At 69.6% G+C, this 20,269-nt stretch carries 18 protein-coding genes; 8 read left to right on the forward strand and 10 right to left on the reverse strand.

All coding sequences use genetic code 11. The features are described from left to right. Nucleotides 1-4: 4 nt before the first annotated feature. Complete coding sequence (mqo, locus tag GSI01S_RS17025; protein WP_372452493.1) at nucleotides 5-1,441, reverse strand: malate dehydrogenase (quinone); 1,437 nt, start codon at nucleotides 1,439-1,441, stop codon at nucleotides 5-7. 209 nt (nucleotides 1,442-1,650) lie between these two features. Here mqo and GSI01S_RS17030 point away from each other — a divergent pair, with 209 nt between their 5' ends. Beyond that, entirely contained in the window at nucleotides 1,651-2,682 is a 1,032-nt protein-coding gene (locus tag GSI01S_RS17030; RefSeq protein ID WP_039868030.1) for an alpha/beta hydrolase, read from the forward strand. Then, complete coding sequence (locus GSI01S_RS17035; protein WP_006897874.1) at nucleotides 2,679-4,079, forward strand: mycothione reductase; 1,401 nt, start codon at nucleotides 2,679-2,681, stop codon at nucleotides 4,077-4,079. The genes GSI01S_RS17030 and GSI01S_RS17035 overlap by 4 nt, the downstream gene beginning before the upstream one ends. Nucleotides 4,080-4,104: 25 nt before the next feature. Here the strand turns inward: GSI01S_RS17035 and GSI01S_RS17040 are convergent, their stop codons facing one another. Genes GSI01S_RS17040 through map form a run of 3 tightly spaced genes read right to left on the reverse strand, consistent with a single transcriptional unit; the run spans nucleotide 4,105 to nucleotide 7,348 of the window. Beyond that, on the reverse strand, nucleotides 4,105-4,932 hold the full coding sequence (locus GSI01S_RS17040; protein ID WP_006897875.1) for an alpha/beta fold hydrolase: 828 nt from the start codon (nucleotides 4,930-4,932) through the stop codon (nucleotides 4,105-4,107). Further along, on the reverse strand, nucleotides 4,901-6,472 hold the full coding sequence (locus GSI01S_RS17045) for a cobyric acid synthase (protein WP_006897876.1): 1,572 nt from the start codon (nucleotides 6,470-6,472) through the stop codon (nucleotides 4,901-4,903). The genes GSI01S_RS17040 and GSI01S_RS17045 overlap by 32 nt, the downstream gene beginning before the upstream one ends. A 9-nt stretch (nucleotides 6,473-6,481) precedes the next feature. After that, nucleotides 6,482-7,348 carry a type I methionyl aminopeptidase gene (gene map / locus GSI01S_RS17050; protein ID WP_006897877.1) on the reverse strand — a complete coding sequence of 289 codons (867 nt, stop codon included), beginning with the start codon at nucleotides 7,346-7,348 and terminating at the stop codon, nucleotides 6,482-6,484. 127 nt (nucleotides 7,349-7,475) lie between these two features. Here map and GSI01S_RS17055 point away from each other — a divergent pair, with 127 nt between their 5' ends. Genes GSI01S_RS17055 through GSI01S_RS17065 form a run of 3 tightly spaced genes read left to right on the forward strand, consistent with a single transcriptional unit; the run spans nucleotide 7,476 to nucleotide 10,412 of the window. Continuing rightward, complete coding sequence (locus tag GSI01S_RS17055) at nucleotides 7,476-8,477, forward strand: heme/hemin ABC transporter substrate-binding protein (RefSeq protein ID WP_006897878.1); 1,002 nt, start codon at nucleotides 7,476-7,478, stop codon at nucleotides 8,475-8,477. Continuing rightward, nucleotides 8,470-9,627: a FecCD family ABC transporter permease gene (locus GSI01S_RS17060; protein ID WP_006897879.1), complete on the forward strand. Its 1,158-nt coding sequence runs from the start codon at nucleotides 8,470-8,472 to the stop codon at nucleotides 9,625-9,627. The genes GSI01S_RS17055 and GSI01S_RS17060 overlap by 8 nt, the downstream gene beginning before the upstream one ends. Next, entirely contained in the window at nucleotides 9,621-10,412 is a 792-nt protein-coding gene (locus GSI01S_RS17065) for a heme ABC transporter ATP-binding protein (RefSeq protein WP_006897880.1), read from the forward strand. Before GSI01S_RS17060 ends, GSI01S_RS17065 begins: the two co-directional genes overlap by 7 nt. Nucleotides 10,413-10,420: 8 nt before the next feature. Here GSI01S_RS17065 and GSI01S_RS17070 read toward each other — a convergent pair whose 3' ends face one another. The 3 genes from GSI01S_RS17070 to ispG are packed head-to-tail and all read right to left on the reverse strand — an operon-like array spanning nucleotide 10,421 to nucleotide 14,347. Beyond that, on the reverse strand, nucleotides 10,421-12,265 hold the full coding sequence (locus GSI01S_RS17070; RefSeq protein ID WP_081598153.1) for a penicillin-binding transpeptidase domain-containing protein: 1,845 nt from the start codon (nucleotides 12,263-12,265) through the stop codon (nucleotides 10,421-10,423). 35 nt (nucleotides 12,266-12,300) lie between these two features. Then, nucleotides 12,301-13,137: a GNAT family N-acetyltransferase gene (locus tag GSI01S_RS17075; protein ID WP_006897882.1), complete on the reverse strand. Its 837-nt coding sequence runs from the start codon at nucleotides 13,135-13,137 to the stop codon at nucleotides 12,301-12,303. Nucleotides 13,138-13,192: 55 nt separating this feature from the next. After that, nucleotides 13,193-14,347: a flavodoxin-dependent (E)-4-hydroxy-3-methylbut-2-enyl-diphosphate synthase gene (gene ispG / locus GSI01S_RS17080; protein ID WP_006897883.1), complete on the reverse strand. Its 1,155-nt coding sequence runs from the start codon at nucleotides 14,345-14,347 to the stop codon at nucleotides 13,193-13,195. A 116-nt stretch (nucleotides 14,348-14,463) separates the two neighbouring features. On the opposite strand from ispG, the gene GSI01S_RS17085 reads away from it, so the two are divergent. Next, nucleotides 14,464-15,774 carry a lactonase family protein gene (locus tag GSI01S_RS17085; RefSeq protein ID WP_233500083.1) on the forward strand — a complete coding sequence of 437 codons (1,311 nt, stop codon included), beginning with the start codon at nucleotides 14,464-14,466 and terminating at the stop codon, nucleotides 15,772-15,774. A gap of 50 nt (nucleotides 15,775-15,824) precedes the next feature. On the opposite strand, the gene GSI01S_RS17090 is transcribed toward GSI01S_RS17085, so the two are convergent. Together GSI01S_RS17090 and dxr are read right to left on the reverse strand one after the other, a co-directional pair. Then, nucleotides 15,825-17,033, reverse strand: coding sequence for a M50 family metallopeptidase (locus tag GSI01S_RS17090; protein ID WP_006897885.1), 1,209 nt, complete (start codon nucleotides 17,031-17,033; stop codon nucleotides 15,825-15,827). An 89-nt stretch (nucleotides 17,034-17,122) separates the two neighbouring features. Continuing rightward, nucleotides 17,123-18,292, reverse strand: coding sequence for a 1-deoxy-D-xylulose-5-phosphate reductoisomerase (dxr, locus tag GSI01S_RS17095; RefSeq protein WP_039868018.1), 1,170 nt, complete (start codon nucleotides 18,290-18,292; stop codon nucleotides 17,123-17,125). Nucleotides 18,293-18,357: 65 nt separating this feature from the next. Here dxr and GSI01S_RS17100 point away from each other — a divergent pair, with 65 nt between their 5' ends. Next, on the forward strand, nucleotides 18,358-18,621 hold the full coding sequence (locus tag GSI01S_RS17100) for a DUF2631 domain-containing protein (protein ID WP_006897887.1): 264 nt from the start codon (nucleotides 18,358-18,360) through the stop codon (nucleotides 18,619-18,621). Nucleotides 18,622-18,713: 92 nt separating this feature from the next. Here the strand turns inward: GSI01S_RS17100 and rlmN are convergent, their stop codons facing one another. Then, nucleotides 18,714-19,820: a dual-specificity RNA methyltransferase RlmN gene (rlmN, locus tag GSI01S_RS17105; RefSeq protein ID WP_039868035.1), complete on the reverse strand. Its 1,107-nt coding sequence runs from the start codon at nucleotides 19,818-19,820 to the stop codon at nucleotides 18,714-18,716. A gap of 31 nt (nucleotides 19,821-19,851) precedes the next feature. Between rlmN and GSI01S_RS17110 the strand changes: the two genes are divergently transcribed. Next, a complete protein-coding gene (locus GSI01S_RS17110) occupies nucleotides 19,852-20,262 on the forward strand; it encodes a LapA family protein (RefSeq protein ID WP_006897889.1) in 411 nt (136 codons plus the stop codon). Nucleotides 20,263-20,269: the final 7 nt, after the last annotated feature.

Raw genomic sequence — 20,269 nt, forward strand, 5'->3', positions numbered from 1 at the left:
CGAATCAGGCGTCGGGCCGCGCGGTGAGCCGGAGGCTGCGGTTGGTCCAGTCCCACAACTCGCGGTACAGGGCGGGGTTCTCGTCGAGCTTCTGGCCGAACGACGGGATCATCTCGGTCAGGGTGCTCTTCCAGCCCTCGAAACGACCGCTGAAGCACTGCTGAAGCACCGAGATCATCGCGGGAACCGCGGTCGAGGCGCCCGGCGACGCTCCGAGGAGACCGGCGAGCGTGCCGTCGCCCTCCGCGACCACCGCGGTGCCGAACTCGAGGCTGCCGCCGACACCGGTCTTGCGGATCACCTGGACGCGCTGACCGGCGGTGATCAGCTCCCAGTCCTCGCCGACGGCGCGCGGCGCGAAGTCCTGCAGCGTCTTGACGCGGTCGGCGGGGCTCGCGGCGAGCTCGGAGATCAGGTACTTGAGCAGACCGAACTCCTGCGGGGCGATCGACATCATCGGCAGCAGGTTGCCCGGCTTCACCGACTTCGGCAGGTCCATGACGCCGCCGGTCTTGAGGAACTTCGGCGACCAGCCCGCGTACGGGCCGAAGAGCAGGCCCTTGTCGTGATTGATGACGCGCGTGTCCAGGTGCGGCACCGACATCGGCGGGGCGCCCACCGCGGCCTGGCCGTACACCTTCGCCGAATGCTGTGCGATCACGTCGGGGTTGGTGCAGCGGAAGAACTCGCCGCTGACCGGGAAGCCGCCGAAGCCCTTGGCCTCGGAGATGCCCGACTTCTGCAGCAGGTGCAGTGCGCCGCCGCCTGCGCCGACGAAGACGAACTTCGCTTCGACGCGAACCTTCTCGCCGGTGCGGTTGTTGCGGATCTTCATCACCCAGCTGCCGTCCGACTGCTTGGTGAGGTTGCGGACCTCGTGCCCGAAGTAGAGGTCGGCGTCACGGCCGACGAAGTTCAGCAGCTGCTGGGTGAGCGCGCCGAAATCGACGTCGGTTCCCTGGGTGTACCAGTTCAGGGCCACCGGATCGGAGTAGTCCCGGCCGGCGCCCATCAGCGGCAGCCGCGCCGCGAACTCGGCGTCGTCGTCGATGAACTCCATGCCCTCGAAGAGGGTGTGGCTCGAGAGCGCCGCATGGCGCTTGCGCAGGTACTCGACGCCGTCGGCGCCGTGGCAGAAGCTCACGTGCGGGATCGGGTTGATGAACTCGTCGGGCGCACCGAGCAGGCCGTTGTCAACACCGTAGGCCCAGAACTGCCGCGAGACCTGGAACTGCTCGTTGATGTTCAGCGCCTTGGTGATGTCGATGTCGCCGTTGGCGTCGGCCGGCGTGTAGTTGAGCTCGCAGAGCGCCGAGTGGCCGGTGCCGGCGTTGTTCCACGGGTCGCTGCTCTCGGCGGCGGCCGCCTCCAGGCGCTCGAACAGGCTGATCGACCAGCTGGGCTCCAGTCGGCGCAGCAGCGCGCCGAGCGTGGCGCTCATGATTCCGGCACCGACGAGCGCCACGTCTGTCTTAATCACCTTGGCCACGCTGCTGAACTCCTCCACCCATAGGGCATTCACGACCTGTATCGCGGATCATTGTTCACCATCGCGTTGTCTGAGGCAGCATCGGTGCGCGCAAGTGTGGGGTGTGCGACAACGGGTGCCACGCCGACGCCCGATCCGCGCACCGACGGGTGCGGCCTAAGCTGGTCGGCGTGAGCAGCGTGAAAAGCCGGCAATGGCGTCCCGACGAACTCCTCGACCGATACGAAGTGCTGACCATCCCCCTCGGCGACGACCCGGACGGCGAGGGCGCCGTGGAGGCCACCCTGATCCGCCAGGCCGGAGCGGAACCGGCCACCGCCGGGACGGTCCTGTACGTCCACGGCTTCACCGACTACTTCTTCCAGGAGGAGCTGGCCGAGTTCTTCCACGATCGGGGCTACGGTTTCTACGCGCTCGATCTGCGCAAGTGCGGGCGGTCGCTCCTGGACGGGCAGCAACCGCACTTCACCACCGACCTCGAGTTCTACGACCAGGAGCTGAACGCGGCACTCGATGTCGTGACCGAGGAATCCGGGTCCGGCGACGAGCCGGCTCGGGTGATCGTGGTCGCCCACTCCACCGGAGGACTGATCACGCCGCTCTGGCTCGACCGACTCCGGCGCACCGATCCGGACCGGCACCGCCGCATCAAGGGGCTGGTCCTCAACAGCCCCTGGCTGGACTTGCAGGGCGATCCCCTGCTGCGCACCGACGCCGTCAATCTGCTGATCCGCGGAGTCGGCCGAGTTCGGGCCAAAGCCGTGCTGCCGCAGAAACTCTCGGCAGCGTACGGCGAGAGCCTGTCCGCCGACGCCCACGGCGAGTGGACCTACGATCTGCGGCGCAAGCCGCTCGGCGGTTTCCCGGTGACCTTCGGCTGGCTGGCCGCCGTCCGCGCGGGACAGCATCGCCTGCACCGGGGGCTCGACATCGGCGTGCCCGCCCTGGTCCTGCGATCGGACAAGACCCGCTTCACCGGGGCCTACGAGCCTGCGGTCGACACCGCTGACTGCGTGCTCGACGTGAAGCAGATCGCGCAGTGGTCCGGCGTGATCGGCCGTCGCGTGTGGGCGGTGGCCGTCCCCGACGCCCGCCACGACGTCTTCCTTTCTCTGGAGACGCCCCGGCGCATCGCCTACGACGAAGTGCAGAACTGGCTGCACACGATCTTCGGCGAGGGGGCGCGGCGATGAGCGCTCAGCAGGTCGATCTGGCGATCATCGGTTCGGGAAGCGGCAACTCCATCCCGGACGAACGCTTCGACGCGATGAGCATCGCGATCTTCGAGGAGGGCGTCTACGGCGGCACCTGCCTCAACGTCGGGTGCATTCCGACGAAGATGTTCGTCTACGCCGCGGACGTGGCCGACACCGTCCGGTCGGCGGCCCGGTACGGCGTCGAGGCGAGCGTCGAATCGGTCGACTGGCCCGCCATCGTCGACCGGGTCTTCGGCCGCATCGACCCGATCTCGGCCGGCGGCAAGGAGTACCGGGTGGAGCGTTGCGACAACGTCACCGTCTACTCCAGCCACGTCCGCTTCGACGGCCGCGACGACGAGTCGGCCCGATACCGCCTGGTGACCGACGACGGCGACCTGGTGCTGGCCCGCAAGGTCGTCGTCGCCGCGGGCTCGCGGTCGGAGATTCCTGAGGTGATCGCCGATTCGGGCGTTCATCACTACACCAACAGCGACGTGATGCGCCTGCCCGCCCTGCCGAAGCGGATGGCGATCCTCGGCAGCGGATACATCGCCGCCGAGTTCGCCCACGTCTTCTCCGCTCTCGGCGTGGACGTCACCGTCGTCGCCCGCAGCGGACGGCTGCTGCGCCGGCTCGACGACGACGTCAGCGAGCGATTCACCGCGGTGGCCCGCCGGCAGTGGGACGTCCGGCTCGACAGCACGCTCGCGGGTGCGATCGACCTCGGCGACGACGGCGTCCGGCTCTCGTTCACCGACGGCCGGCACGTCGATGCCGACGCCCTGCTCGTCGCGACCGGCCGGACACCCAACGGCGACCGCCTCGGCCTCGACACGATCGGTGTGGAGCTGCTCGCCGACGGCCGCGTGCCGGTGGACGCACACGGCCGCACACCGGCTCCCGAGGTGTGGGCGCTCGGCGATGTCAGTTCACCGTTCCAGCTCAAGCACGTCGCCAACCACGAACAGCGTGTGGTCCAGGAGAATCTGCTGCTCGGCTGGCACGCCGACGAGCTGGCCTCGTTCGACCACCGGTACGTGCCGGCCGCGGTCTTCACCCATCCGCAGATCGCCACCGTCGGACTCACCGAGGCGCAGGCCCGCGAGACCGGGCGCGACATCGCCGTCAAGGTGCAGGAGTACGGCGACGTCGCCTACGGCTGGGCGATGGAGGACACGACCGGATTCTGCAAGCTCATCGCCGATCGTCGCAGCGGTGAACTGCTCGGCGCGCATCTGATGGGTCCGCAGGCGTCCACCGTGATCCAGCCCGTCATCCAGGCGATGAGCTTCGGTCTCCGGGTGCCGGACATGGCCCGCGGCCAGTACTGGATCCATCCCGCCATGCCGGAGGTGCTCGAGAACGCACTCCTCGGCCTGGACCTGGAGTGAGGGCGGCGGCGGCCCGAGCGGGTTCTCAGAAGCGCGAGGACCGCAGGGAGATCTCGCTCGCCAGAGCGGCCGCCGCATTCTCGGGAATCCAGTGGTCGACGCCGTGGAGTTCAGAGAAGCGGAAGTCGGAGTAGACGTATCGGCCGCTGAACTCGGCCTGTTCGCGTCCCAGAGCCGCGTCGCCGTCGCTCCACACCATGGTGGTCGGGATCTCGACCGGCGGGCAGGCCAGGGTGGCCGCGACGTCGCCGGTGAAATTGGCGCGATACCAGTTCAGCGGACCGGTCAGCGCACCCGGCTCGAGGATCGGCGCGAGTTCCTCGCCGGTCACGCCGGCACGCCGGAGCAGGACGCCGTCTCGGGCGCTCAGCCTCTCCTCCGCGCCGTCGGCGATGAAATCCTTGATGTAGGCCGACCGCTCACGCTGATCGCCGCCCGCCGCGAGTGCATCGCGCATCGCGGACGGGTGTCCGGTGCTGACGGCCACCAGGCCGGTGAAGCGGTCGGGATGCTTGGCCGCCAGATGCCAGGCGACGATCCCGCCCCAATCGTGGCCGACGACCATCGAGTACGAGATGTTGAGGTGGTTGAGGATCCCGATGACGTCGCCGACGAGCGTGTCGAGACGGTAGGCGTCGACCTCCTCGGGCCGGGCACCGGGACTGTAGCCCCGCTGATCGATGCGCAGGGTGCGGAGCCCGGCCTCGTGCACGCGCGGAACCACGTCGTCGTAGCACCGCGAGTTCACCGGGAACCCGTGCAGGAGCACCACCCACGGTCCCCGAGCGGGCCCGCTCTCCTCGACGTCGAAGGTCAGTCCGTCATGCTCTACGGTCAGGTGCGCGGTGTTCACCAAGCCAGGATAGGACGGTGGGCACCGCGGGCGGGCCGCCCTCGATCAACCCGTGGATACTCGGCATGTCGAGGTGCTCGCACACCAGATCGGCCATCAGATCCAGTTGCGACCGGCGCACCTGCGCGACGCACAGCCGCGGATCGGCGGTGAAGGCAGTCCGGCCCGCCCGCCGCGCGATCTCGGCCAGGAAGACGCGGCGGAAGCCGTCGCTCTCCAGCGCGCCGTGGCAGTGGGTGCCGTAGACCGCTCCCCTGCGGGCGCCCTCGGGGCCGGTCGCCGCGGAGTCGAGCCAGGGCTGCTCCTCGCTGCGCACCACGACCCCGTGATGGATCTCGTATCCGCGCACCGGCTCACCGGCCGCGTGACCGTCGAAGGTCCGCAGGGTCTTGTCTTCGGCGAACTCGATGTCGACGTCGAGCAGCCCCAGCCCCTCGACGGGCCGGGCGACACCCGACTCCACTGTGCCGACGGACTCCACCGTGTCGACGATGCTCCGGCACAGCATCTGGAAGCCGCCGCAGACCCCGAGCACCGGCCGGCCGCGCTGCGCACGTTCGATCAGCGCATCGGCCAGACCGGTGGTCCGCAGCCACGCGAGGTCGCTGAGGGTCGCGCGGGTTCCGGGCAGCACCGCCAGATCCGCGGCCCGGACCGCCGACGGGTCGTCGACCCACGTCACGTCGACGTCGGGTTCGCACGCCAGAGCCAGGACATCGGTGCTGTTGGAGATGCGGGGCAACCGGATCGCGGCCACCGACAGCCGCTCCCGTCCGGCGCCGCCCACGCCGCGAGGTCCGCCCACGCGGGCGCCGACCGATGCGGCCAGCGAATCCTCGGCATCGAGCCGGAGACCGTCGGCGAACGGGATCACGCCGAAGGTCGGTCGCCCGGTGCGCTCGCGCACCATCTCCAGTCCGGGAGCGAGGACCGCCGGATCGCCGCGGAACTTGTTCACGATGTATCCGGCGACGAGCGCCTGGTCGTCCGCGTCGAGGACCGCCGTGGTGCCGAACAGATGGGCCAGCGATCCGCCGCGGTCGATGTCGGTGACCAGCACCACCGGCATGTTCGCCGCCCGGGCCAATCCCATGTTCGCGATGTCGGTGGCGCGGAGGTTGATCTCCGCGACCGAGCCCGCGCCCTCGCAGATCACCACGTCGAAGTCCCGTCGCAACGACGCGAGTTCGTCGGCGACCACACCCGCCAGCCGGGTACGCCAGAGCTGATAGTCGGCGGCCCCGACCTCGCCGACCGTGCGTCCGCGCACCACCACGTGCGAGCGCCGGTCACCGCCGGGCTTCAGCAGCACCGGGTTGAATCGCGTGTCCGGTTCCAGACCGCAGGCCTGCGCCTGAAGCGCCTGCGCCCGGCCGATCTCACCGCCGTCGAGGGTGACGGCGGAATTGTTCGACATGTTCTGCGCTTTGAACGGCGCCACCGTGATCCCGTCACGCGCCAGCGCCCGGCACAGTCCGGCGACGATCAGGCTCTTGCCCGCGTCGCTGCTCGTGCCACCGACCAGAAGTGCGCCGCTCACCCCCCGAAGTCAGCTCTCGTCGGGCAGCGTCAGGATCTCTGCACCGGTGTCGGTGACGACGAGGGTGTGCTCGAACTGCGCGGTCCACCTGCGGTCGGCGGTCACCACGGTCCACCCGTCGTCCCACATCTCCCAGTCGAGGCCGCCCAGATTGATCATCGGCTCGATGGTGAAGACCATCCCCGGTTCCAGGACGGTGTCGACGCTCGGCTGGTCGTAGTGCAGCACCACCAGACCGTTGTGAAAGGTCTCACCGATCCCGTGGCCGGTGAAGTCGCGCACCACCGAGTACCCGAAGCGGTTCGCGTACGCCTCGATCACCCGGCCCACCACGTTGAGCGCGCGACCGGGTTTGACGGCCTTGATCGCGCGCTCGGTCGCGATCCTGGTCCGCTCCACCAGATCCCGCGCCTCCGGTGAGACGTCGCCGGCGAGGAACGTCGCATTCGTGTCGCCGTGCACACCGTCGATGTAGGCCGTCACATCGATGTTGACGATGTCGCCGTCCTCGATCACCGTCGAATCGGGGATGCCGTGACAGATCACCTCGTTCAGCGAGGTGCAGCAGGACTTCGGGAATCCCTTGTAGCCCAGCGTCGACGGGTAGGCGCCGTGATCGACCATGTACTCGTGGGCGATCCGGTCGAGTTCGGCTGTCGTGACTCCCGGAGCGACCGCCCGACCCGCCTCGGCCAGGGCGTTGGCCGCGATCCTGCCCGCCACGCGCATCTTCTCGATCGTCTCCGGGGTCTGCACCCACGGTTCGTGGCCCTCGTTCACCGAGTCCTTCCACGCGTACTCGGGACGTTCGATCGAGTCGGGGACGGGCAGCGTCGGAGCCACGACGCCGGGAACGAGTGGTGCGCGAACTGTCATGACGGAAATTCTACGGACGCCTCCTCCGCGGACACCGCTCGGCCGGAATCGCACCGATGTGCGTCGAGGAGGTACCAACCAGTAAGGTGTGCCTAACAGAACTGTGAGCATGACAAGGCGGATTCAGGTGACGACTCCTACCCGGTCCGCGATGTCGATCGCCCCTGTCTGGGCCCTGCTGCTGGTCGTCGGACTGTTCGTATCCGGATGCACCACCGAGCCCATCGACACCGGCGCGACCGCCACCGCGGCCAGCGCGACACTGCGCTCCGGCCCCGCCACCGCGGCGCTCCCGGACGCCGACGTCGTCCCGGTCGACTCCGCCGTGGTGCCGGGCCCCCGCGCCGACCGGATCATCGCGCTCGATCGGAACGGCACGCTGGGCGACATCGTCTTCTCGCTCGGCCTGGGCCCGCACGTCGTGGGCCGCGACCGTTCCACCACCTTTCCGTCGGCCTCGCGGCTGCCGTACGTGACCGAGACCGGCCACGCGATCAACCCCGAACGCGTCCTCGCTCAGAATCCGTCCATCGTCCTGGTCTCCGACGACGCCACCCCCGCGGGTGCGGTCGACCAGATCCGTGCCGCGGGCATCCCGGTGTCGGTCTTCACCGGCCAGCGGTCGGTGGCCGGCAGCCCCGCGCTCATCCGCGATGTGGCCGCCGCGCTCGGCGTACCCGCGCAGGGCGAGAAACTGGTGGCGCGCACCGAGAAGCAGATCGCCGACGCCCGCGCCCTCCTCCCTCGCCCGACCGGCGATCCGACCATCGGCTTTCTGTACATCCGCGGCGAACATCTGATCCTGCTCGCGGGTCCGGGTTCCGGTGCGGACGATCTCATCGAAGCGCTCGGCGGTCGCGACGCCGGCACCAAGGCAGGCCTGACCGCTCCGTTCACGCAAGTCAGCGCCGAATCGATGCTCCGGGCCGATCCCGACGTACTGCTCGTGATGACCCAGGGCGCCGACTCGGTCGGCGGCCTCGACAAGGTCCTTCAGCTGCCGGCCGTGGCCGACACCTCCGCCGGGCGCAACCGGCGCATCGTCGAGATGGACGAGACGCAGATCCTCATGTTCGGTCCCGACACCGGTCTGGTCCTCAGCGCGCTGGCGAAGGCGATCTATGTCTGATCTCGCCGACCGCGCCGAGCCGCGGCACACTGACGCCGGACACGGGAACACTGCACCACGGGACCCGCGGTCCGACAGCGCTCCCGGGTTGCGGTATCGACTGACGGCCGCGCTGTCGGTCTTCCGCGGCCGCGCACTGTGGGTGATGGCGGCGACGCTCGTCCTGCTCGGCGTGGTGGTCGTCGTCTCCGCGGGCACCGGACAGGTACACATTCCGCCTCTGGAGGTGCTCGGCTCCATCGCGCACCACTGGCACCTCGACATCGGTCCCCTGCCCACGCATCCACAGGGCGAGAACGCGCTGTGGGTCTCGAGGTTCCCGCGGATCCTGCTCGGGCTGCTGGTCGGGCTCGCTCTCGGCACGGCGGGCTGCCTGCTGCAGGGAGTGCTCGCCAATCCCCTCGCCGAGCCGGGCATCATCGGCGTCTCGTCCGGAGCCGCGGTCGGCGCCTGCCTGATGATCGTGATCGGCGGCACCGGAACCAACGGCTGGGCCGTCGCCGGCGCCGCCGCGCTCTTCGGGCTCCTCACCACGGCCGGCGTCTACGTCTTGAGCATCCGTGACGGTGCGTCGTCGACGATCATGCTGGTCCTGACGGGTATCGCCGTCAATGCCTTCGCGCTCGGGATCATCGCCTATCTGACCTACGTCGCCTCCACCGCAGCCCGCGAGCAGATCGTCTTCTGGCAGCTCGGTTCGCTGGCAGGCAACGTCTCGTGGACTCAGGTGAAGATCGTCGCACCGCTCGCCCTCGCCGGCCTCGCGGGCGGAATGGTGCTGGTCAAGAAGCTCGACCTGCTCGCCCTCGGCGAAGTGCAGGCCGCCGCCCTCGGCGTCAACGTGGAGGCCGTGCGACGCCAGGTGATCGTCCTGGTCGCGATGCTCACCGCGGCGGGCGTCGCGTTCACCGGAATCATCATGTTCGTCGGCCTGATCGTCCCGCACGTGATGCGCCTACTGGTGGGCCCGCGGCACGCCCTGCTGCTTCCGGCGAGCGCCCTGGGCGGCGCACTGGTGATCGCCGCCGCCGACCTCGCCGCGCGCACACTCACCGGCGGCGAACTGCCGCTCGGCATGCTCACCTCGCTGATCGGCGGCCCGGTGTTCTTCCTCCTGCTGCGCCGGCGGAATGCGGCGGCACGATGGTGACCGGGCAGACCGCCGTGCACGGCGGAGTCGTCGCCGAGGGCGTCACCGTCCGGATCGGCCGCCGGGAGATCGTCCACGGCGTCGACCTGGCCGCGCACCCCGGCGAGATCCTGGCCCTCGTGGGCCCGAACGGATGCGGGAAGTCGACCCTGCTGTCCGCGGTCTCCGGAGTCCGCGCACCGGAGTCCGGGACCGTGCGCATCGGCGACATCGACGTCCACCGGGCCGACTCGCTCACTCTCGCCCGCGCCCGCGCGCTCGTGACGCAGCAGAACCGGGCCGACACACCGTTCACGGTGCGCGAAGTGGTCGAGATGGGCCGATTCCCGTGGACCCGCACCCCGCAGGCGGTGCAGTCGGAGGAACTGATCGACGCCGCGATCGCCGAATGCGGGCTGGAAGATCTACTGAATCGGCCGTTCCCGCAGCTCTCCGGCGGGCAGCAGGCACGAGTCTCGCTGGCCCGTGCGCTGGCGCAGGACACACCGGTCCTGCTGCTCGACGAGCCCACCGCCGCACTCGACATCGGGCACACCGAACAGGTCCTGACGATCCTGTCGCGCCGTGCGGCGGCGGGCGCCACGGTGATCCTCGTGGTGCACGATCTGACGCTCGCGGCCGCCTACGCCGACCGCGTCGCCGTGATGAAGGCCGGACGGCTGCTCGCGACCGGCGCCGTCGACGAGGTGATGACCGCCGACCTGCTGTCGGAGACCTACGATCATCCGGTCCTGATCTGGGACCACCCCGACACCGGCGAACGGATCATCACACCCGCGCGGTGAACCGCAGGCTACGGCCGGTAGCCCGCGGGGATCGCGTCGAGGAAGTCGCGCGTCACATTCACCGAATTGGTGGAGTCGCCGCCGAGCACGATGAGAGTCGCGAACGCGATGTCGCCGCGATAGCCCGCGAACCACGCGTGCGATCCGCCCGCGACCTCCGCCTCGCCCGTCTTGCCGTACACCTCGCCCGATCCGGCGATCGAGGTCGCCGTTCCCTCGGTGACCACCGCGCGCATCATCGGCCGCAGCCGCTGGTACACCTCGTCCGACAGCGCGGCCTGCGGGCCGGTCACCGTCGTCTCGCGTCCGTCGATGAGCTGCGGGACCTGAGCCCTGCCGGTGGCCGCGGCCGCGGCCACGAGCGCCATGCCGAGCGGGCTCGCCAGCACCCGGCCCTGTCCGAAACCGTCTTCGCTGCGGGCCACCAGCCCGGGTTCGACGGGCACCGAGCCGGACTTCACGTCCAGACCGGGCACCCGGTACACCTCTCCCAGCCCCATCGCGGCGGCCGCGTGGGTGAGATCGGTGGGCCCCATCCGGCTGGCCAGGTCGGCGAAGGTGGTGTTGCAGGAGTGGGCGAAGGCGGAGCGCAGCGGCACCGCCCCGAGCGAGAAGCCGTCGTAGTTCGGGATGGAACGCTCACCGATGTGGATCTCGCCGGGACACGGCACGATCGCGTCGGGATCGGTCATCTTGTCGTGGAAGGCCGCCGCGGAGGTGACCATCTTGAAGGTCGAACCCGGCGGGTACAGACCGGAGGTGGCGATGAGGCCGTCACGATCGGCATCGCGGTTCTGGGCGATCGCGAGGATCTTGCCGGTCGACGCCTGCAACGCCACGAGCATCGCCTGCTTCCCCTGGACGGCGTTCACCGCGCGCTGCGCCGCGTCCTGCACCGACCGCGACAGGGTCAGCAGGACCGCGGGCGCGGGCGTGCCCGACTCGTCGGCGACCACGTCGGCGACCAGTCCGTTGGGGTTGAGCACCGAGACCCGCCACCCGCTGGCCCCGGTGAGGCCGCCGGAGACCTCGTCCTTGACCTTCGCGAGCACCGACGGTGCGAATCCGGGGTCCCGCGGAACCAGAACGGCCTGGTCCTCGGTCACGATTCCGGGCACGGCCAGCCGGTCGCGCAGCCGGTCGAAGTCCGCGGTCTGGATCCGGCCGATCGGCAGCGGATCGCTCCGCGCCGTCGACTTCTCGGCGATCGCCTGCGGGTCGAGTCCGGGGATCAGGGGACCCAGGACGTCCACCAGACGGTGCGCCGAATCGCTGACGCTTCCCCCGGCCGCGGCCTTCGCGGCGTCGAACGACACCCCGACCACGGTGCCGTCGACCATCACCTCCGAACCGTCGGACTCGTTGACGGCCGCCCGCGGCGGACTGGTCTGCGACATCGCCAGCCGCTGGTCGGCGCCGAGCTTGGGATGGATCGCCGACGACTTCCACCGCACCGACCAGCCGGTGTCGCCGCGGCCGAGCGCGATGTTCGCCGAGTACTCCCACGATCTGCCGCCGGCCAGGGTCCAGGTGTAGGTGACGGGCACGTCCGCGACGTCCTGATCGATCCGTACCCGCCCGGCGGTCGCCGACATCGAGTCCGCCGCCAGTCCGGTCCACGTCTGCGCGAGTTGGTCGCGAGCCCGGTCCGGATCGGTGGTGACCGCCCCCGCGCCGGAGAAGTCGCGGTCGGCGAACCGGTCGAGGAAGGTCTGAACAGCCGACCGGGGACCGTCGTCCTGCGTCGCACACGCCGTCAGAGTCGCCAGCAGCGCCAGCACCACGACGAGGCACGGCACCGTCGACCGGCTGCGATGAGGGCGACGCAAGCGCGCTCGGAGTGTACTGGGCATCGGCCCGATCATAGAGGACGAGCGGGCGGTGGCCGTCAGTCGACCAGGACGGTCGCGAAGGTGCCGACCTGCTGGAATCCGACCCGTTCGTAGGTGTGCCGGGCGGCGGCGTTGAAGCTGTTCACATACAGGCTCGCGATTCGGCCCTGGCGGGCGATCGCCGCGGCCACCGCCGCGGTGCCCACCACGCCGTATCCCCTGCCGCGCCAGTCAGGATCCACCCAGACGCCCTGGATCTGGCCCACCTTGCGGGACATGGAACCGATCTCGGCCTTGAACACCACGCGGTCTCCGTCGAATCGGGCGAATACGCGCCGCGCCGAGATCAGGGCCGCGAGCCGCCTCCGGTACGACCTGCCCTCGTCCCCGGCCCGCGGATCGACGCCGACCTCGCCGATGAACATCTCGACGGCCGCCGGGAAGTAGGCGTCCAGATCGGCCATCGTCACCAGGCGGACCTGCGGATCGGGCGCGATCTCGGGGTAGCCCGTGAGCGCGAGCAGCGGCTGGTCGTCGCGGATCTCCCGCGGGGGACCCCATGCCGCCGCGACGCGGTCCCACAGTCCGAGCACCAGGTCGGCCGATCCCACCACCGACGAGCACAGACGCGGCGACGCCAGTGCGCGGTCGGCGAAGACGTCGAGATCGGTCGCGCCGCCGATCAGCGGCATCAGATTCGCACCCGAGAAGGCGAGTGACTCGCTCGGCTGCGAGGCGGTCCACATCTCGCCTCCGAGGAAGCGGGGCGAGAGCCCGTACGCCTCCACCCGTGCCGCGACCATGCACGACGCCACCGGGTCGAGGTCGAGTGCGCGGGCCACCGCGTCGGCGTCTTTGGCGCCGAGCGGCCGGTCACCGAGGATCCCCAGCACGGCCCACCTCCCTGCTCACTTCAGTTCAGCAGCATCCCGACGTGACAGCGGATCGCTACGTCACGGTCACGACCGGGGCGCCGCTTCCAGTCTCCCCCGACTCCTCGGCGATACGCAGCGCTTCGGTGATCAGAGTCTCGACGATCTGTGCCTCGGGAACGGTCTTGATGACCTCGCCCTTGACGAAGATCTGGCCCTTGCCGTTACCCGACGCGACGCCGAGATCGGCTTCGCGGGCCTCGCCCGGCCCGTTCACCACGCAGCCCATCACGGCCACGCGGAGCGGGATCTCCATGCCCTCCAGTCCGGCGCTGACCTCGTCGGCCAGTTTGTAGACGTCGACCTGCGCGCGGCCACACGACGGGCACGAGACGATCTCCAGCTTCCGCGGGCGCAGGTTCAGCGACTGCAGGATCGCGTCGCCGACCTTGATCTCCTCGGCCGGAGGCGCCGACAGTGAGACGCGGATCGTGTCGCCGATGCCCTCGCTCAGCAGCGCACCGAAGGCCACGGCCGACTTGATGGTGCCCTGGAACGCCGGTCCGGCCTCGGTGACGCCGAGGTGCAGCGGGTAGTCGCACTGCGCGGCCAGCTGACGGTAGGCCTCGACCATCACCACCGGGTCGTTGTGCTTCACAGAGATCTTGATGTCGCCGAAACCGTGCTCCTCGAACAGGCTCGCCTCCCACAGGGCCGACTCCACCAGAGCCTCCGGCGTCGCCTTCCCGTACTTCTCCAGCAGTCGCTTGTCGAGGGATCCGGCGTTGACGCCGATCCGGATCGGGATGCCCGCGTCGCCTGCCGCCTTGGCGACCTCCTTGACGCGGCCGTCGAACTCCTTGATGTTCCCCGGATTGACGCGCACGGCGGCGCAGCCGGCGTCGATCGCGGCGAAGATGTACTTCGGCTGGAAATGGATGTCGGCGATCACCGGGATCTGCGACTTGCGCGCGATCACCGGCAACGCGTCCGCGTCCTCCTGGCGGGGGCACGCCACCCGGACCATGTCGCATCCGGAGGCGGTGAGCTGCGCGATCTGCTGCAGCGTGGCGTTCACATCGTGTGTCTTGGTGGTGCACATGGACTGCACGGAGATCGGGAAGTCGCTGCCGACGCCGACGTCGCCGACGTGGATCTGCCGCGTCTTGCGTCTGGGAGCGAGCACCGGCGGCGGTCCGGCGGGAATCCCGAGACCGATCGATTGAGTCATGTTTCCTCTCCTTGGCACCGTGATCGGCGACACCGTGATCGGCGGGCGCGCCGGCGCGGTCACCCCTCGAGTCTACCGACCCCGGCGCCACCGTGCGCACCGCGTCGACCGGGCCGATGTCCAGGGATTTGGACAGTTCAGCGGCCTGCGGACGCGGCAGCATCAGTGCTGCAGATCACTGTCTGCGCCCCTGTCCGCACGTCCGAATCACCCGTCCCTGTCCGCCACCTCTGCCGAACGGAACCGCCCATGACGACCACCACCCCGAGAATCACCATCCCGACGCCCCCGCACGCACCTCCGCGAAGAACGCCGGCCGACAGGCGGCGCTCGTCGCCGGCGCCCTCGCACTGGCGATGACCGCCCAGTCGGCGACGACGCCGGCAGCGGGTGCCGATCCCGCGTCGTCGGGCAGTCCGGAGTATCTGGTCGTCGGCGCGAGCGGCACGTCCGGCGTCACCGTCCTGAAGGCCCAGGGGCCGCAGCTGACGAAGGTGAGCACCGCTCCGACGAAGACCTCGTTCTCCCTCGCCCTCCGGCCGCATCCCAACGGGAAGTGGGTCTACAGCGCGGGGGTGGCCTCGTCGAACATCCACGCGTGGCACCTCACCTCCGCAGGCCGGCTGGTCCCGTTGGCGGGCGGCGGCATCACCGACGCCGGCGGTCCCGTCACCGGCCTCGGCTTCAGTCCCGACGGCCGCTACCTGGTCGCGACCGTTGGCTCGGTGCGCACCACCCTGGTGACCTACCGGGTCTCGAGCACCGGCGGGTTGACGCCCGTCAGCCGGACCGATCAGCCGAACCCCGTCAGCGCCCTGGGCCATCCGCTCTTCACACCGGACGGCAAGCACGTCTACGTGCCGAGCTTCGTGGCCTGCACCATGGACGCGTACTCGTTCAGCGACTCGGGCAAGCTCACCCACATCGGGACCACTCAGGCCGCGGGGCTGATGCCCGCACTCGGCCAGGTCACGCCCGACGGCAAATACCTGTACATCGGCAACGAGCAGTCGCACAACATCAACGGCTGGCGCATCAACCGGAACGGCACGCTGACGCCCATCGGCGCCCCGTTCGTCGGGCTCGTGCCGCACGGCATGGCGGTGACCTCCGACAGCAGGTACGCCTACGCGTCGATGACGATGGGCATGAATGTGGCCTCGTTCCGGATCGGCCGGAACGGGACGCTCAACACGGTCGCGTCGACGCCGACCGGACTCACCAGCCCGCCGGCCCGAGTGGTCCTCAGCCAGGACCAGAAGTGGCTCTACGTCATCGACGTCGCCTCGCTGACCGGCCTCACCTCGCACGTGAGCGCCTACCGCCGACTGTCCGGCAGCCGTCTGGCGAAGTCCGGCACCTCCGCCGACACCGGTCTGGTGTTCACCGACGGCGACACCGCCTTCACCATCCGTCCCTCGGCGTGAGGGCGGGCGCCCCGGCCCGGACGCGCTCGGGGCGCCTGGCGGTGACGGCGTCAGAACACCTTGATCGGGTTGACGATGTCGGCTGTCACGGTGAGGATCATGAACCCGCCCATCACGGCCACCACCGCGTAGGTGATCGGCAGCAGCCGGTAGTAGTCGACCGGACCCGCCGCGATCTTGCCGAAGCGGCGGCGCACGGTGTTGCGGATCTTCTCGTAGAGGGCGATCGCCATGTGTCCGCCGTCCAGCGGGAGCAACGGGATCAGGTTGAAGGCGCCCAGGAAGAAGTTCACGCTGAGCAGCAGCCCGAAGAACATGTCCCAGTAACCGTGTTCCACGGCCTGTCCGCCGAGGACCGACGCGCCGACCACGCTGACCGGACTGTCGACGGCGCGCTCGCCGCCGGTGACCGCGTGCCACAGGCCGGTGACCTTGGACGGCAGCGAGATCAGCGCCTTGAAGGTCTCGCTGAAGATGTCGCCGGTGAAACGCAGCGCGCCGCCCCAGATGCTGCCCGCGCCGTAGTGCTCGACGTAGGCGGTGTCCAGGCCCACGCCGATGGCTCCGACCTGTGCGGGGCGCAGCGCGCCGCCGTCGCCTTCCACCATCCGCTGGACCGGGGTCACCGGCACCGTCAGATCCATCCGGTGGCCGTCGCGCTCCACCGTGAGGGCGACGGTGCCGGCGGACTGCTGGACGCGTTGGATCATGTCGGACCGGTCGGTGACGGTGTGGCCGTCCACCGCGAGCACCTGATCGCCGACCTGCAGTCCGGCTACCGCAGCCGGGGCCGTTCCCGTGCACGCCACGGGCACTCCCTGCGCATCGGTGGTGGTGGCCACGCACTCCAGCGACTTCACGTACACCGGTTGATCGCCGATGATCGGCAGGCCCCACCCCAGACCCAGCACCACGACGAGCGCGAAGCCGAGGATGAAGTTCTGGACGGGTCCGGCGGCGAGAACCACGAGCCGTTTCCAGGTCGGCTGCGCGTACATCGCGCGTTCGCGTTCCTCGTCGGTCAGATCCTCGTGGGGCGTCATGCCCGCGATGTCGCAGAAGCCGCCGAGGGGCACCGCTTTCACGCCGTACTCGGTCTCCCCGCGCCGGGTGGACCACACGGTGGGACCGAAGCCGACGAAATAGCGGCGCACCTTCATTCCCGTCGCCTGCGCGGCCCACATGTGACCGAGCTCGTGCCAGGCGATCGAGATCAGCAGTGCCAGCGCGAAGAGCGCGACGCCGAGCACCAGACTCACTGATCGTCTCCCTCAGACCCGTGGGAGCACCGAGCCCCGCTTGACTGTGTTCGTGCCGGCCGCGTCCGTGCCGAGTGTGTTCTTCCCGACTACGAGCGCGCCGCGACGTGCTCCGCGGCACGCCGCCGCGCCCACTGGTCGGCGGCCAGCACCTCGTCCAGGGTACCCGGCCGCGATGACCACTGATCGGCGTCGGCCAGCACGTCCGCGATGACGCCGACGATCCGCGGGAAGTCGATGGCGCCGGCGAAGAATCCCTCTGCCGCCACCTCGTTGGCGGCGTTGTACACCGCCGTGAGGCTGCCGCCTGCCTTTCCGGCGCTGCGTGCGAGACGGATCGCCGGGAACACCTCGTCGTCCACCGGCTCGAAGGTCCACGTGGACGCGGTGGTCCAGTCGCACGCCGACGACGAGCCGGGGACGCGGTGGGGCCAGCCGAGAGCCAGTGCGATCGGCAGCTTCATCGACGGCGGCGACGCCTTCGCGATGGTGGCTCCGTCGACGAAGGTCACCATCGAGTGCACGATCGACTGCGGGTGAACGGTGACGTCGATGCGGTCGTAGTCGACGCCGAACAGCAGGTGCGCCTCGATGACTTCGAGGGCCTTGTTGACCAGCGTCGCCGAGTTGAGGGTGATCATCGGACCCATCGACCAGGTGGGATGCCTGCCCGCCTGCTCGGGCGTCACACCGCGCACCTGCTCGGCGGTCCACCCGCGGAACGGCCCCCCGGACGCCGTCAGGACGAGTCGCTCCACCTCGTCCGCGGTGCCGCCGCGCAGGCACTGCGCGATCGCCGAGTGCTCGGAGTCGACCGGCACGATCTGACCCGGCGCCGCGGCGTCGAGCACCAGGGCGCCGCCGGCCACCAGCGACTCCTTGTTCGCCAGTGCGAGCCGCGCCCCCGACTCCAGGGCGGCCAGGCTCGGGCGCAGACCGATCGCCCCGACCACTCCGTTGAGGATCACGTCGGCCTCCACCGACTCGATCAGGCGGACCATGGCGTCGGGTCCGCCGAGCACCGGGCCGCCCAGCCGGTCGCCGAGCACGGCGGCGGCGTCGGCGTCGGCGACGGCCACCCGCTGCGGCGCCAGCCCCGTTTCGGCGACCTGCCGCTGGAGCAGTTCCAGGCTTCCCCCGCCCGCCCCGAGGCCGACCACCTGGAACCGGTCCGGGTGCTCGGCGACCACTTCGAGGGCCTGGGTGCCAATGGATCCCGTGGATCCGAGAATCAAAACACGCGTCGTCACACCCGACATTGTCGCGCACGCGGGTCGGGTTATGCTGTAGGCCGGACTACTACCGGTCGTCATAAGGAGTGAACGTGGCAAGCACTGAGGTCGAAACCATCGATACCGGATGGGTTCACGAGCCCGCCGACGCCCCGTCGGCTCGTTTCGGCTGGCACGGTGTGGCCCGCCGCTCGATCGCGATCGCTTCCTTCGTCACCGCGATCATCCTGCTCGGCATGCTCAAGGGTAATCACGTCGGCCACATCGAGGACATCTTCCTCATCGTCATCGCCGTGGCACTGATCGGTTACACCGTCTACGAGATGATTCCGCGCAAGGGCGTCTGGAAGCGCTGACCCGGCTGCGCAGGCACAGTCACCGGAATACCTGAAAGACCCGGACGCCACGTCGTCCGGGTCTTTCTCGTCTCTGTCCGTGTATGACGCGCCTACTTCTCTTCGGCGGCGAGCTGACCGCACGCCGCAGCGATCTCCTGCCCGCGGGTGTCGCGGACCGTGCACGACACCCCGTGTTCGCGCACCCGGCGGACGAACTCGGCCTCCACCGGTTTGGGGCTGGCGTCCCACTCGGATCCGGGCGTCGGATTCAGCGGAATGAGATTCACATGGACGAGCGAACCGAGCGCGGACCGGAGCTTGCGTCCCAGCAGGTCGGCGCGCCACGGCTGATCGTTCACATCCCGGATGAGCGCGTACTCGATCGACACGCGCCGGCCGGTCGTGTCCGCGTAGTAGCGCGCGGCCTCGAGCACCTCGGCGACCGACCACCGGTTGTTGACCGGCACCAGGGTGTCGCGCAGTTCGTCGTCGGGGGTGTGCAGCGACACCGCGAGGGTCACCGACAGCCCCTCGTCGGCCAGGCGGCGGATCGCCGGCGCGAGACCCACCGTCGACACGGTCACCGACCGCGCCGAGATGCCGAAGCCGTCGGGCGCCGGGGACGTGATCTTGCGGACCGCGTCCACCACGCGCCGGTAGTTCGCGAGCGGCTCCCCCATGCCCATGAAGACGATGTTCGACAGCCGGCCCGGCTCTCCGACCTCACCGTCGCGCAGTGCTCGGGCGGCGGCCCGGACCTGGTCGACGATCTCCGCGGTCGACAGGTTCCGGTCGAGTCCGCCCTGACCGGTCGCGCAGAACGGGCACGCCATACCGCACCCGGCCTGTGAGGAGATGCACAGAGTATTCCGCTCGGGATAGCGCATCAGGACCGATTCCAGCAGCGTGCCGTCGTGCAGGCGCCACAGCGTCTTGCGTGTGCTGTCGTCGTCGCAGGAGATGTGCCGGACGGGTGTCATGAGCGTCGGGAAGAGCGTGCGCGCGACATCCTCGCGTGCGCCCGCGGGCAGGTCGGTCATCTCCTGAACGTCGGCGGTGAGCCGGCCGTAATAGTGTTTGGCCAGCTGATTCGCCCGGAACTTGGGCAGCCCGAGCTCGGCGGCCGCCTCGATGCGGCCCTGCTCGTCGAGGTCGGCGAAATGCTTCGGCGGCAGGCCGCGCTTGGGTGCGTCGAAAACGAGGGGCAGAGAGCTCACACCGACCATTGTCTCATGCGACGATAGAGGCATGACCACACCTGATCCGAAGCACGGGGACCGATTCGACGAGACGTCCGGCGGCGCGGAGCCACACGAGGTCGCTCCGGTCGAGGGGTCGCAGCAGTACGGCACCGTCGATCCGGTGAAAGCCGAACGCCGACGGGTGGCCGCTGCGGCCTCCGCCGCATCCGGCACACGTACTCAGGCGACGTACGTCGGATGGGTGCTCGGGGTGCTGGTCACGATCCTGTTGATCGTGTTCATCGTCATGAACCCCGACTCGGTGGAGATCGACCTGATCTTCTTCAAGGCCGACCTGCCACTCGGCGTGAGCCTGCTGATCGCCGCCATCGCGGGCGCCCTGATCACCGCACTGCTCGGCGGCGCGAGGATCTTCCAGCTCAACCGGGCGCTGAAGAAGGCGCGCAAGCACGGGTAGCGCTCGC

The sequence above is a fragment of the Gordonia sihwensis NBRC 108236 genome (assembly GCF_000333035.1).
GTDB classification, from domain to species: domain Bacteria; phylum Actinomycetota; class Actinomycetes; order Mycobacteriales; family Mycobacteriaceae; genus Gordonia; species Gordonia sihwensis.